Origin of the sequence: Leptospira ognonensis (assembly GCF_004770745.1) — a bacterium.
In the GTDB taxonomy this organism is placed as follows: Bacteria; Spirochaetota; Leptospiria; order Leptospirales; family Leptospiraceae; genus Leptospira_A; species Leptospira_A ognonensis.
Genome location: NZ_RQGD01000034.1, coordinates 383197 through 397499, shown reverse-complemented (window position 1 = coordinate 397499; position 14303 = coordinate 383197). Strand labels below are relative to the sequence as shown.

The 14303-nt window shown below is 40.5% G+C and carries 13 protein-coding genes; 7 read left to right on the top strand and 6 right to left on the bottom strand.

Going from position 1 to position 14303, the window contains the following annotated elements:
- The first annotated feature begins 11 nt into the window (after positions 1-11).
- From purL to EHQ58_RS12310, 5 genes are all read left to right on the top strand, one after another.
- Positions 12-2261, top strand: coding sequence for a phosphoribosylformylglycinamidine synthase subunit PurL (gene purL / locus EHQ58_RS12330; RefSeq protein ID WP_135624179.1), 2250 nt, complete (start codon positions 12-14; stop codon positions 2259-2261).
- Entirely contained in the window at positions 2258-4366 is a 2109-nt protein-coding gene (locus EHQ58_RS12325) for a 7TM diverse intracellular signaling domain-containing protein (protein ID WP_135624178.1), read from the top strand. Before purL ends, EHQ58_RS12325 begins: the two co-directional genes overlap by 4 nt.
- A gap of 10 nt (positions 4367-4376) precedes the next feature.
- Positions 4377-5438, top strand: coding sequence for an NAD-dependent epimerase/dehydratase family protein (locus EHQ58_RS12320; protein WP_135624177.1), 1062 nt, complete (start codon positions 4377-4379; stop codon positions 5436-5438).
- A 226-nt stretch (positions 5439-5664) separates the two neighbouring features.
- Positions 5665-7323: an FAD-dependent oxidoreductase gene (locus EHQ58_RS12315; RefSeq protein WP_135624176.1), complete on the top strand. Its 1659-nt coding sequence runs from the start codon at positions 5665-5667 to the stop codon at positions 7321-7323.
- A complete protein-coding gene (locus EHQ58_RS12310) occupies positions 7320-8804 on the top strand; it encodes a coproporphyrinogen-III oxidase family protein (RefSeq protein WP_135624175.1) in 1485 nt (494 codons plus the stop codon). Before EHQ58_RS12315 ends, EHQ58_RS12310 begins: the two co-directional genes overlap by 4 nt.
- Positions 8805-8841: 37 nt before the next feature.
- Here EHQ58_RS12310 and EHQ58_RS12305 read toward each other — a convergent pair whose 3' ends face one another.
- The 4 genes from EHQ58_RS12305 to EHQ58_RS12290 form a co-directional block, all read right to left on the bottom strand.
- Entirely contained in the window at positions 8842-9780 is a 939-nt protein-coding gene (locus EHQ58_RS12305) for a hypothetical protein (protein ID WP_135624174.1), read from the bottom strand.
- Complete coding sequence (locus EHQ58_RS12300) at positions 9777-10559, bottom strand: hypothetical protein (protein WP_135624173.1); 783 nt, start codon at positions 10557-10559, stop codon at positions 9777-9779. Before EHQ58_RS12300 ends, EHQ58_RS12305 begins: the two co-directional genes overlap by 4 nt.
- Before the next feature lie 110 nt (positions 10560-10669).
- Positions 10670-11371, bottom strand: coding sequence for a FecR family protein (locus EHQ58_RS12295; protein ID WP_167883622.1), 702 nt, complete (start codon positions 11369-11371; stop codon positions 10670-10672).
- Positions 11372-11450: 79 nt separating this feature from the next.
- A complete protein-coding gene (locus EHQ58_RS12290; RefSeq protein ID WP_135624171.1) occupies positions 11451-11804 on the bottom strand; it encodes a hypothetical protein in 354 nt (117 codons plus the stop codon).
- Between the two features lie 72 nt (positions 11805-11876).
- Between EHQ58_RS12290 and EHQ58_RS12285 the strand changes: the two genes are divergently transcribed.
- A complete protein-coding gene (locus tag EHQ58_RS12285; protein WP_135624170.1) occupies positions 11877-12239 on the top strand; it encodes an eRF1 domain 2 in 363 nt (120 codons plus the stop codon).
- Between the two features lie 95 nt (positions 12240-12334).
- Here EHQ58_RS12285 and EHQ58_RS12280 read toward each other — a convergent pair whose 3' ends face one another.
- On the bottom strand, positions 12335-12988 hold the full coding sequence (locus tag EHQ58_RS12280; RefSeq protein WP_167883621.1) for an SH3 domain-containing protein: 654 nt from the start codon (positions 12986-12988) through the stop codon (positions 12335-12337).
- A 26-nt stretch (positions 12989-13014) separates the two neighbouring features.
- Positions 13015-13434 (bottom strand): hypothetical protein, encoded by a 420-nt coding sequence (locus tag EHQ58_RS12275; protein WP_135624168.1) that lies wholly within the window; start codon positions 13432-13434, stop codon positions 13015-13017.
- 265 nt (positions 13435-13699) lie between these two features.
- Between EHQ58_RS12275 and EHQ58_RS12270 the strand changes: the two genes are divergently transcribed.
- Positions 13700-14302, top strand: a complete 603-nt coding sequence (locus EHQ58_RS12270; RefSeq protein WP_135624308.1) for a hypothetical protein — start codon at positions 13700-13702, stop codon at positions 14300-14302.
- Position 14303: the final 1 nt, after the last annotated feature.

Here is a 14303-nt window from a genome sequence, read left to right as displayed (position 1 = left end):
GGATTGTATTTATGGAAAAAACCCAGGTAACACTCAATGACGCCAAAGAACACGGATTAACAGAAGATGAGTTTAATGAAATTAATAAAATATTAGGACGCGTTCCAAATTCAACGGAACTTGGAATTTTTTCCGCTATGTGGTCAGAGCATTGTTCTTACAAAAATTCCATCCTTCAATTAAAAACGTTACCTACAAAATCAGATAAGCTTCTTGCTGCAGCAGGTGAGGAAAATGCTGGCGCCATGGATATCGGTGACAATTTAGCGCTTGTTTTTAAAATCGAAAGTCATAATCATCCTACTGCCGTAGAACCATACCAAGGTGCTGCAACGGGAGTTGGTGGCATCATGCGTGATATTTTTACCATGGGTGCAAGGCCAATCACTTCTCTCAACTCACTCAGATTTGGTGAACCAACAGAATCTCGAAACAAATATTTACTTACGAGAGCCGTCAAAGGTATCGGGGATTATGGAAATTCATTGGGGATAGCTGTTGGAGGCGGAGAATTATTCATCCATCCTACGTTTACTAAAAACCCTCTTGTCAATGCAATGACAATCGGTATCGCCAAACACGATGAAATGGCATCGGCTTCGACAAAAGGTATGGTGGGAAACAAAGTTTATATTGTTGGAGCTACCACTGGTCGTGATGGCATCCATGGGGCAAGTTTTGCTTCAAAGGATCTATCCAAAGAATCAGAAGAAAAAAGATCAGCTGTTCAGGTTGGAGATCCCTTTATGGAGAAGCTTCTGATGGAAGCATCTCTAGAAGCTATACAAAAAAAAGTGCTTGTTGGCATCCAAGATATGGGTGCAGCAGGAATCTCATGTGCTACCTCAGAAATGAGTGCCAAAGGCAAAACGGGTATGGATGTAGACCTCGACAAAGTTCCGTTACGTGAAGCTGGTATGAATGCCTACGAAATCATGCTCTCCGAATCTCAAGAACGGATGCTTGTCATTCCAGAACTAGGAAAAGAAGAAGAATTAATCGCTATATTTCAAAAATGGGGTCTACATTCATCTGAAATTGGCTCTGTGACTGCTGACGGTATGATACGAATTCGTAAAGATGGAGTATTAAAATCCGAGATTCCTGCCGACTGTTTAGTTTTAGGTGGTGGGGCACCCAGATATTTACGGGAAGTGAAAAGACCTACTTATTTAGATGATGCATTAAAATTTGATGAATCATACATTAAACCGCCTGCCCTTACGGAAATCAAAGAGACTCTCATAAAGTTTTTAGCTTCATGGAATGTGAGTTCAAGAAGACCAGTCTATGAACAATATGATACAGAAGTAGGACTCGTAAAGGTAGTGCCACCAGGAGAAGATGGTGGCCTCGTTAGAATCCCTGGAACCAAAAAGGGAATCGCCGTTGCCACTGATTGTAACTCGCGCTATACATATCTAGACCCTTACCAAGGGGCAGCGATAGCTGTCTTTGAATCTGCAAGGAATGTCGCAGCAACGGGTGCAACTCCTTATGGCGTGACAAACAATTTGAACTTTGGCAATCCTTACATCCCTGAAAACTATTATGTATTTAGCGAATGCGTTCGCGGACTTGGAGATGCTTGTCGTTTTCTTGAACTTCCGATTACCGGTGGAAATGTTTCCTTTTATAATGAATCACCAGAAGGGCCTGTGTTCCCTACTCCCACGATTGGAATGGTTGGTGTGATTGATGATGTCGCACGAGGAATCAAAACTTTTCCCAAACAATTGGATTCTAGCATATCTCTCGTTCTCGTCGGAGAGTTCAAACCTACCATCTCTGCGTCTGAATATCTTTATGTTTTTCATAAAAAAGATACAGGCAAGCTCCCCGAAGTCTCCTTTGCAAAAGAAAAAGCAACGATAGAAACTTTACTAAAACTGCATGGACTAGGTCTCGTTCAAGCCGCAAAAGATTTATCTATTGGAGGTCTCCTCATTGCCCTTTCCAAAATTGCGATCCTTGGGAATGTCGGCATTCAGTTAGATTTAAAGGCTTTGCAGAAAAGAGTGAATCGGCTCGACTCCTTACTCTTTGGTGAAACAGGCGCTAGTTTTATTCTTTCGGTAAAAACGAAAGATTTGGACCAAATCAAAAAACATTTTTCGGACGCTCAGCTTTCGGCGGAGCTAATTGGCAAATATGAGAGCACTGGTGCGCTTGATCTTGCCTTAAATGACGGCAATTTATCCTGGAAAATTGAGGATTTGCGGAAATCCTTTGAAAGCGGTTTAGAAAGCACCTTTCAATGAAACTCATTGTTCTCTTATTTTTTGCGACACTTTCCATAACAACTTGTAAAGTGCATGCCGGAAATGATGGAACAGGATACTTTACACTCATTGACGACGAGCGTTGGTTATATGGAAACTCGTCGTCAGTTTATTTTTTTGACAAAAATGCGAATCTCACAATCGAAAACGTAAGAAATCTACCAGATGCTAGTTGGATCTATTCAAAACATAATACCACTTTTGGAATTTTAGATTCGGTAATCTGGGTCCGCTTAGATTTAAAATCTCAGTCTGAATGGGAAGATTGGGTTTTATATATAGAGTCTTACTTTTTGCCAAAAGTAGAATTTTACGTCGATAATCCTAATCAGAAAAATTACACGAAAATGATAGCTGGAAGGCGTGTACCTATGGACCAAATGATGGTCCCAAATAAAAGTCCCGTGTTTCCGTTTCAGATTGAAAAGGACAAACCAATACGAATTTTTATAAGAGCAGAAACTCTAGGCCCTGCCTTATTGCCCCTTCGTTTTTTCTCACAAAAGAAGTTTGATACGTTTAGCAGACTTACTGATTTTGTCTCAGGTTCCTATTATGGAGCCATGTTACTTTTGTTACTTTATAATCTAGTGCTTTTTATCTCCATCAGAGATAAACTGTTTATATTTTATTGCCTTTATATATTTAGCTTCGTATTATTTATTTTCAATTCGAACAACCAATGGATACCGTTTATCGATTATTCAAATTCAATTTTTGTGATTATGCTTGGACCGATCTCCTCGCTTTTTTCGACGATTGCAGCCACCTGTTTTGCCTGGATGTATCTATTTCCTAACGATGACAGAAATTGGATTAAAAAAGCACTAAAACTAACAATTCTTGTCGATATTCTAAGTCTTTTATCTCTCTCATTTCTAAACTTAAAGGACCAAGTCCTAGTTGCCAATATCATTCCCATTTTTGGGATTTCGGTTATAACTATAGCGGCTGTTATAAGATATAATCAAGGTTATTTGGGTGCAAGATACTTTCTCATTGCCTGGTCGTTTTTAATTGTCAGCGTCCTTCTCTATATCATAATGAATTTGGGCTTTATAGATTATTCAAATTTTATTTCCTATAGCCCCATGTATGGAAGTTTTTTCGAGGGCGTTTTCCTAAGTCTCGGTATCGGAGATCGAATCAATAGTCTGAAACGAGAAAGAGAAGAAGCCCGTCAGGCACTTTTAGAGTCGCAAAAGAAAGCCTTGGAAGAAGAAAAAAGAATCAACGAATCCATCTCTCGCTTTGTGCCCAATCAGTTTCTTGAGATACTCCATAGGAAAACGATTCTCGAAGTCTATCGCGGGGATTCTGTTGAGCAGAACCTGACAATATTATTTTCTGATATCAGAAATTTTACGAATCTATCCGAATCAAGACCTGCCAAGGATGTGTTCCTTCTGTTGAATGAATATATGGAACGACTCGGCCCTGCCATTGGCACGAGTCATGGCTTTATAGATAAATACATTGGTGATGCCATTATGGCACTTTTTCCAAGAGAACCAAAGGATGCTGTGTTTGCAGCGCTTGCGATGTGCACGGAAGTAAGAGGAATGCGAGATACAACCTTCCGAGACTTTCATTTAGATGCAGGATTTGGAATTCACTTTGGTAGTGTGATGCTCGGAACTGTCGGCGAAGCCAATCGTCTCGACACGACTGTGATAGGCGATAATGTAAACCTAGCATCAAGACTAGAAGGGCTTACAAAAAACTATGGGATTCCTATTATCGTTAGCGATTCAGTTTGCAGAAACATTCCAGAAAATACTGGACTTGAATTCAGAGAAATTGACGCGGTGATAGTAAAGGGTAAAACCATTCCTATCGTCATTTATGAAGTGTTAAATGCAGCTAGCCCTGCCGAGCAGGAACAAAAAAAGCAATCCTTACCTCATTTTTTTACTGGGTTACACGAATACAAATCGAGAAATTTTTCTGGGGCTCTAGAATGTTTTGAATATTGTTTAGAGATTTGCCCGACAGATTCCGTTTCAAAATTATATAAGGATAGGGCATATACATTTTCTGAGGAGCCCCCTCCTCCTAACTGGACAGGATTATTAAAATTTTAAGGAATACTTCATGGAATCATTAAAAACTCAAAAACCAATTTTAGTTACGGGTGGAGGCGGCTATATTGCTTCCTGGGTAATCAAGTTTTTACTAGAAGATGGCTTTTTTGTGAGAACCACGGTTCGCTCGCTAAAGGATAAAAATAAAATAAAACATCTTCTTTCTCTTTCGGAAACCTATCAAGGGAAACTCGAGTTTTATGAAGCAGACTTACTGAAGGAAGGTTCTTATGATACGGCCATCGGTGATAAAGGTGGATGTGAAATCGTCATACATATGGCATCTCCATTTTTTATCGAAGGCATCAAAGACCCGCAAAAAGAACTTGTGGAACCTGCCTTACTCGGTACTAGAAATGTATTGAGTTCTGTGAATCGATTTCCATGTGTTCGTCGTGTTGTACTAACATCGAGTGTTGCCTCCATTATGGGAGATTCTTCTGATGCCGAGAAAGCTCCTGAAAAACTCATTGATGAATCCTACTGGAACGAAACAAGCTCACTCCACCACCAACCTTATCCATATTCAAAAACAGTAGCCGAAAGAGATGCTTGGGAGATACAAAAGAAACAAAACAGATGGAGTTTAACAACGATTAATCCATCCTTTGTATTAGGTCCTTCTTTATCCGACAGAGGAGATGGAACGAGCGTCAACTTTATGCGTTCAATGGTGAATGGAAAATTTGTTACAGGAGTTCCTGAACTTTATATGGGAATCGTTGATGTACGAGATGTAGCGAAAGCACACATTGCAGCCGCCTTAAACGAAAAAGTTACAGGACGACATATCGTTTCCGCTGAAGTGATTTCCATGCTGGGTATAGCAAAAATATTAAAAACACACTTCGGTAACAAATACTGGATTCCGAAATCCTTACTTCCTAAATTTTTAGCCTACTTGGTAGGACCATTTTTTGGCCTGAGCTGGGAATATATAAATAAAAACATCGGCATATCTTTTTCGCTTAACAATACTTATAGCAAACAAGATTTAGGTATATCTTACCGTCCCATTTCTGAAACCCTTATCGAGCATATAAACCAATTGGCAGAAGCAAAACTCATTTAGCTTTCTTTTGCCGGTAAGTTTCGAGAGACTGTGAAACTTCCTTTCTTGGTCGGCGTCATTTTTGGGGTCGTAGTTTTCAATCTCTACGGAGTATATTTTAAGTGAGGATCTTATGTTCCCCATAAAAACGACCGGAAAAACAATCAATTCCGTCCTAGATTTTACGATTTCAAACGTTAGTATTAGAAATAGTTGCTTTTAATTCCCACTGACTTTTACTGTTGCCATGCCAGAAACCTACGAACTTCCTAAAACCATCGTCATTATTGGTGGTGCTCTCGCGGGCCCAGTTGCTGCCTCTCGGGCAAGGGAAATCGATGGAAAGGCTCGAATTATATTGCTGGAAAGAAATACAAGAGTAAGTTATGCGATGGCTGGTTTGTCTTTTCACCTGAGTGGAGAAGTGAAAAATCTTGAAGACTTAAACAAGGAAAGAGAAGACTATTTTCAGAAAGTTTATAACATCGAAGTCTACACTCGGACAGAAGTTTTAAAAATCGATTCGAAAAATAGCATACTTCACCTTTCCTCTCCTGACGATCTCGGTGAATTAAAATATGATAGACTTATTTTTGCAACGGGTGCCTTTTCCATCCAACCTACAGGCCTTCCGAAAAATACAGAAAATTATAAATTCTTTCGGACGTTAGATGATTTGGTTGAAATTCAGAAACAAATCCAACTCGGAAAAAAGAAGATTACGATTCTCGGCGGTGGTTCTATGGGCTTAGAGGCATTAGACGGCTGTGTACGTGGAGGTGCGGAAGTAACACTCATTGAAAAAGCAAACCACATCCTTCCAAACTTTTCTGAGAATGTTGCCGTCTTTGCAGAATCAATCTTAAAAAATCAAGTAACGCTCATCACAAATTACCAAAACATCGATTTTTCCATACAAAAAAATCACATAACAGATGTCATCATTGACGGTAAAAAAATTCGCACAGATTTTATCATTGCAGCCATTGGTGTCAGACCCAGGACAGAATTATTACGTGAAGCAGGCGTAAAACTTCATAAGGATGGGACTGTGAAGATCAATGAATACTGCCAAACAAACATCAAAAATATTTACGCTTGTAGCATTTGTGTATCCGTTCCTTCGAAAAAAGGACCCGGCTGGAATGCGCAAGCCGCCGTATCTGACAAAACTGCTCAAGTGGCTGGTTCCAATGCAGCAGGTTTAAAAATCAAATTGAGTGAGTTTTCTGGCAGTATGATCCTACGTACTCCGAACTTCGAGATCGGAAGGGTTGGACTGAGCGTAGGAACGGCGATGGCACTGTATGGAAAACAGAAGGTTGGTAAGGCCTTTGTCCATGCCGTGGATAAAGAATCCTATTTCCCAGGTAGCCAGAACATGATTTTAGAACTTCTGTATCATAAAAAAAATCATAAGGTGCTTGGACTCGATATACTGGGTTCCAATATTAAATCTCGACTAGATGCCTTTTCAGTAGCCTTCACACAAGGGATCAAATTAGAGACACTTGCAAATTTAGATTTTTCTTACTCCCCTGCTTTTGGAACTTCACGAGATGCACTCAACATTGTAGCAACGGTAGCACTTCAAAAGGAATTAAAACTTACCGATTGGGTGGAACCAATAGAAATTAAAAACAACAGGTCTCACTTCTTCCTTTTAGATGTGGGTGCGGAACAAAAGGAAAACCAGAATGTAGATTTTTGGATTCCCTTGGAATCGATTCGAACCATGATGCCTGAACTCTTGCAAAAATTAAATCAATCTGGCGCCAAACAGATCGCAGTGCTGAGTGAGACAGGAAGAAGGGGGCATCTGGCGTTTCTAATTCTAAAAGACCATCACATACCTGCCATCAATGTATCAGGCGGCAATCGATTATTGGCACTCTATTTAAAATGAATCTTCCCATTTGGGCAAAGCCGGATCCTGCGGATAAGACGACGTTTGATCCGCGGGCCATTTTTCAAGCGGGAGAGCGAAACCATCATATTGCAAACACCGCCTATCCCATCGCTCATGAATTGACATGGGGCCCTTACCGCGTAAAAAACGAGGCGGTCTATGCGGAAGTGTTAAGTGCATTTGGTGGTATCGATTCTTTAAATCTTTATACCCATATACCTTTTTGTGAAACTCGCTGTTATTTTTGTGAGTATACCGTGGTGGGACAGAGCGAGCTGGACCAAACGAAAGAGTACATGACGCACTTGAACTTGGAAGTCAAAATGTATCGGGAGAGATTAGGACCCAAAAAAATCGTGGGGTTTGATATTGGTGGGGGGACACCCTCCTTTGTAGATGCTTCTCTGATTTCCGAGCACATTGAACACACCAACCAGTGCTTTACTTTATCGGATGACTGCGAAATCAGTATTGAAACGACACCAAAAATCGCAAGTTCTGACTTTGATAAATTGAAATCCTACCAACGCGCTGGTATTAAGAGAATCAGTATGGGCATCCAAGTCACTGAGCCCAATCTATTAAAATTACTCGGAAGATCTGAAAATGGAATCATCCATCACAAAAAAGCTCTCGACAATATGCGAAGGGCAGGCTTTCAAAAGATCAATTTAGATTTGATGTATGGTTTTGCCGATCAATCTATGGAATCATGGGAACACACTCTCAGGCATGCGATCTCCCTGGCGCCAGATTATATTACGCTCTATCGCATGCGTTATAAACTAACTCGCATCTCAGACCAAGCAGAACGCGTGGTCTTAAGCCATGTCAAAGAGCAAGCAAAACTAGCAAAAGTCATTCTTACTGAAACTGGTTATTTAGCAAATCCAGGAAAAAACACATATAGCAAAATACCATTCGATACGGGTACGAGTACATATTTGACCAAACGTGTCATCGAAGGTAAATCTTACCTAGGCATGGGCCTTGGTGCACAAAGTTTTTCTGATACAACAATTTCGTATAACTCTGGTTCTGTTGGGAAAAATTTAGCACCTTACTTTCAAAAATTAAAGGGGAACCAATTTCCGATCCAAGACTTCTATAAACTTCCACAAAGGCATATGATGGCAAAAATGATTTCGGTGAGTTTCTATTTTGGCGAAATCAATTTGAATGCGTTTCAGAGTAAGTTTGGCGTTCCCTTAGAGGAGGTTTATACTCAAGAAGTACGATTTTTGATAGATGAAGGTTATATGCAGTATCGAACTTCCGAGAATGGCTTGGATCTTCAAAGCTGCAAGGAACCACTCTACCGTTCCTGCCTGTCTCTCACAGAAAAAGGTGCCGCCCATTTTAATGGTTGTATTTCCTTATTTTATGCGTCATCTGTTCAAGATTATTTAATCCAAAGAAATCCGCTTTCCAATATCGACTTTGAAAAACACCGAAAGTTAGCAAGTAAAGTAGGTTAAAGATATCCATCGCGAATCCAGCGACAGTCGGGAGAACTTAGCGTCGGAAACCACGCGACTTGAAGGAACTCTTCATTTTGAATCGACCAGGTTTGAAACTTGTCCGCCCGCTCATCTTAAATTTATTTGAATTGAATCGTTTCGTATTGAATTTAAAACGGCCGGGCTTCAGATCAAATTTTCCTTTGGGAGTATAAAACCTTTTTTCCAACGCTTTAAGGATCCCACCGAGATCTATGGAGCCCGATGCAACACCTGCCCCACCTCCCTCTTCCTCCTCTTCTTCCAAGTTACTTCCCTCTGCTTCTGGATCAAAGGCATCTATATCCAAAGAAGCCGCAGCTTCATCACCAAAAATCAGAATCCGAGAATGAAAATCAAGAAGTCGTTTCTGCGAGGCTAGCACAATCGGAATCAATTGGTTTTTGGTAACTTCTGTCGGAAAAGTGGGGGCATCCCTCGTAATGATGTAAATAAAATTACCAGAGAGGAATGTGATCATAGCATATTCGTTATACGAATTTTTCCCTTCGCCTACATTTTCAGAATTCTTTGCTACTTGTAGCAGGAAGAAGTAAGCGCCACCACGAAAATTCTCATAAAATTCCGATATGGGTACTGCTGCATTTGGTCTCGATTGTTTGATCTTTTGGATCAAATTGGTTTCAATAAAGTTCTTTAGCGATTCTTCTTTACCTTTCTGCTGAACGGAATTTAAAAAATCAGCAGAGGTTTTTATCGCCTGTATTTTGAAGAGTCCCAAGCCCTTTTGATGGAAACTCACTTTATAGTTTCCGTCATCCATCTCCGCATAACGTGCATCAACTGGTACGTAGCAGACAAATTTTCCTTTTGCTGATTCGTAAATATTTCCTTCTATATCGCCAAAATCAGGATCCATGCTTTCGATAACAGTAAGACTGCGACATTGGGAAAGAGAAACGAGCAATAGAATGGCAACTAGAAATACTTTCATAGCGACCTTTCCAATGTCTCAGAGACGGCATCCAAAAATATTTCCTCTGACTCCTCTGAAAATTGATATTCTTTATCAAAAGTGGAAACCGAATCAAAAAGTCCAAAGGTAGGAAAAAAAAGCAAAGTGCTGAGTCTTCGATAGCCAATCACATAGGAGTTCGTTTCGATTCCTGATCGTTTCGAGGGGCGTAATATGAGATCATAGGTGTGATTTTGGTAACGGAACTCAGGTAAGATTCCAAACGTGATAAAATGCAAAACATCATTATAAGATTCTTGTCGTGTTCTGTACTTGGAAACATACAAATAGGAATCGCAGCCAGTGATTTCATGACTGAAAGGATCTTCCCTTCCGTATAACATCTCTGTCGATTCATCCACAATATCTGCATACAGTTTCAATACATCGCTGAGTATCGGTTTGGTTTTTTTAAGTTTCGCAAGAACTTCGTAACGTGCCAATGACTTGGGTGATTTTAACAGATCAAAATATTTCGATTGAATCTCAGCCTCGGGGATTCCAAAGATCTGGGTTTTGATTACTAAATTCCTTCGGTTCTTTAGTCTTTCTTTTAGAAATGTCAAAAATTCAGGATCTAACGTCGTGAAGTATGGCGCCTGCACTTTATAGGTAAAATCTGATGGCATCTCCTCCCAAGGATCAAATGGTAACATTTGATTGGTGGAGAGAGGTGATTGGTAGCGAAGGTTGGATACAAGGCAAAGTGTCACATCACGTTTTGGTAAGGAAACCTCAGCTGATTCGGAACGTTTCACGTACCAACTGAGGTGACAATTGGTAAAAAAGAAAGCGATCCCAAGAAAAATGATCGCTATCTTACGTATCTCGCGAATCCTCCGCATCATAAATTAGTGATTCGAGAATTCTAAAGGGCAGCAAACTTCGATTCTATTCTTTCGAAAAGTTTTTTTCTGTATTCTGGGGAAACATTACGGGCTTTACCAAGAGTGCTTGTTTCAATTTCCGAATGTGCATGGTTCGTAGAATTTCCCGGAAACAATTCATGGTATTCTTCGGGTTCAATCGTGATCGATTTCCCCTTTCGCACAACTACCATATGGTCTGAGACGTTGTCTGTTGCCTCATTGTTTTCCTTAACTGTGTAATGCACCTTACCTTCACAATGGCAAGTTCCAAACGTTTCCGCATCTACCTGGAAGGTAAAAAACTTCGTTCCTCGTACACCCGCGACGGCTGTGGGACTGGTGAGACTGAAATCTTTTTTCCCTTTTTGGTTCACGGCAAACCATACATTTCCACTTTGAAGTTCGAGATCGGCTTTTTTATCGTTATAAAGAGAGATGTAAAATTTAGAATTGGATTGGATTTCGGCTGCTGATTCACCTGCCGCGAAGGTAACGATGACAACGGATGCGTTACCTGTTTCGATGAGATCCCCCGAGATGATTTCCTCACCAAATTTTAAGGCCGATTTTTTTCCTTGTTTGGTGACGAATGCTTCTCCTTTCAGAAAGGTAACGATGCCAGTATCTGGGATTTTTTTCTCAGAACAATGCACTAGTGCCGCAAGAAGGATAACAAATATGGAGAACGTCATTTTTTTCATGGATATTTCCTCTAATGTCTCTTTAGATTTCATACCAGATAATCAGTGTCGAGTAAAGAATTTGTTTGATTCTAATTCCTTAGATCCATTTGCCTCTCGATCCTTTTGTGAGGACAGCCCATTTGCCAATTGTCTTTTCGGCAAGAAATCGAATGCAAACTGAGAACTTCCATTTGTGGAGAACTGGGTTCAACCAACCAACAGTGATACAATCATAGGTATTAAACAGTGCGGTATGGTGAATGGAAAAATAAAAATCAGACCCTGCGCAAAGGATAGCAGCGGAAATCCTTTGCGAAAGCAAAGATTGGAGCGGATAGCCTGGTCGGAATGTAAAAAGGGATGCCTCCTCTACTTTCGATTCCGATGCGCCCTCGTTCGCAGACAAAACAAGTTGACGAATATCAATCCTTTGGTAGCTACCTGCCGCCATTTTCCTCGTGCGTTCCTCGGATTTGGTCCTACTCTGACACAGACACCTATTTCTGTGTCAGGAGAGTGATCCATGTCGCATGCGATTGTATGGCTTGATAACAAACACGCTAAAATTTTCGAATTTACCGAACACACTAAAGAAGGTCACAAAGTGGACCGCAAAGAACACCATACCCACCACCACACAGACGGTGCGGGAAAGGAAGATGAGAAAAAATACTTTCACAAACTAACAAGTGATTTATCACATTTTAAAGAAATTCTCCTCGTGGGTCCGGGGCTCGGCAAAGAACATTTCAAAAAGTATTTAGAAGAACATAACAAAGAAGTAGCAAAACATATCATTGGTGTGGAAACCGTAGACCATCCCACAGACAATGAACTCGTGGCTCTTGCTAAAAAAGTTTTTAAAGCACATCACATTTTGATCTAATCGCTAAATGTGAATTCTGTTTCCTTTGGTATGGGGCATAAAAAGAAATTTTTCCAATCTATGCCACATACTCTCACTGCTGCTCCCTTTAATAGCTATAGCGTGCGACGGAAGATGACCACGCCATTTTCATCCAAATACATTCGGTTTTCTAAATTTCCGAATCCTTCTGAAAACTCACCACTTCCCTCTAGAGCTAATTTTTTTGCTCTTACTTCTCTGCAAAGTTTTCCGATTAAAAACAATTCTTCGATAGAGATGCCAGGGAAATAAAGAGCAAAGGTATCTCCACCCTCTCCCATGTACAAAATGTTTTTACCGTATCGAATGGCCGATTGTCCTTCGTAATCCCCAGCCGCTACTGTTTCTTTTTTCCCAGGTCCCACGGCTTTAGATAGATACTCTTTAAAACTGCGACATCCCTTTTGCGGAGCAGCAAACGCACTGAGGTATCCATCAAACACGAACCCTTTGTAGGATTTATACAGGATCTCAACCCATCTACCCGAGATTCCCTCTGTGGTAAAGGTAGCGTCCGGATGCAAGCCAACGACAGTAATACTCGCTCCATAAGGAACGAGAGTCAATTTTTTCCCATCCGGAGACGACGACTCTCGTAGGTTCAATCCTTTTTCGCTTAACACGGATAACTTGTCCCCGATTTCGTAATTAGATAGAGCCTGCATGGGGCCAAGGAAAGATAGTTGGATTACAATCATTAAAAAAAATCTATGTTTTATTCGAGTCAAAGTCATATTCCTTTTTTTCTATCTGATCACCAAAGGGAAAGCAAAAAGAATAAACCTTTAACCGTCCAAGCAATGGTTCGGATCCAATTTGTATTTACCAATGACCGAACCAAAGAAGGATCAAAGCCTCCGCTCAGTCGGTTATGTAGAGGCACTTGCAAAACAAAGGTGGATACCCAAACAATGCCAAGACAAACAAGGCCGATACTCTGCTCATAATATTTTGTCTCATGTATATAGAAAACGATATAGATCGAGGTGAACAATTCTACAAGCATGAGCGGCAAGACGAGTCTGGTTATTTGCGTGGAATGAGCGGAATGATAGAGTGAAAATTCCGCTTTTCCGACCTTTGCAAAGAGAGGGTAATGCACCAGTTGGATGGTCCAGATTAGTCCCATGAGCATAAAAGTAAAGGATGCATTTAACCATAAGATTGGATTCATGATTTAATAGATGAGGGAGCGGATGAGTGAGAGGCAAGGATAAAACGGATTCCTGCGAATCGAGATACCACAAAACACCTAACGAATGTCAGTGCATTTGAAATTAATTTTTGATTATGTCACCAATCTTCGTTCTGTTTAATTTCGATTACAAAAAAACTAAAGAAACATGAAGGGAATAAAATTCCCAGGACTTCCCTCTTTATGTTTCCCCTCCCATCCAATTTCACTTTACAAATTTATACCAAACATTTATATAGTATTCATGGCGAGCGCTCCTCTTTCTTTCCGTGAGTCCGATATGTATGCCCCCATTCTCAAATGGGATAGGAAAGGCATGGGGTTACTTACGGGTGAAAAGGGAATCTATAGGCTCGCGCTGCATTGGGAATATGCCTTTGCCATTTCTGGGTTCAATGTTTTCAACTTGGACTGTGCCATTCGTTTCAATCCGTTTGTGATCACAAACGAAACCAGAAAACAAAACATCGCCCCAGAACCACTCCTAGAAAAGATATTTGTCCAAAGGGCTTTCACTCCCTACCAAATTCTGGATACATTAAAAAGCATTCTCAAAAAAGAATCAGAAAATACGGTCTATTTTTTACTTGCCCCCTGCAAACAGTTCTTAGATGGGGATGTGAAGGACGACGAAGGTTTGTTTTTACTTCATAAGATGCTAACCTGTCTCGAAGAGTTTCATGCACGCCAGATACCTCTGCTTGTTGTGGAATCGGTCCGTTACAAACATAAAAATTTCCAAACTTTTTTCCCGAAACTTCTCGGTGCCTCCCGTGACCTTTGGGAGCTCCAAACCGAAGAAGGCCTCTCTCGGATCAAAGTCCGCAAAACCCATCTGGTCGCTTAAG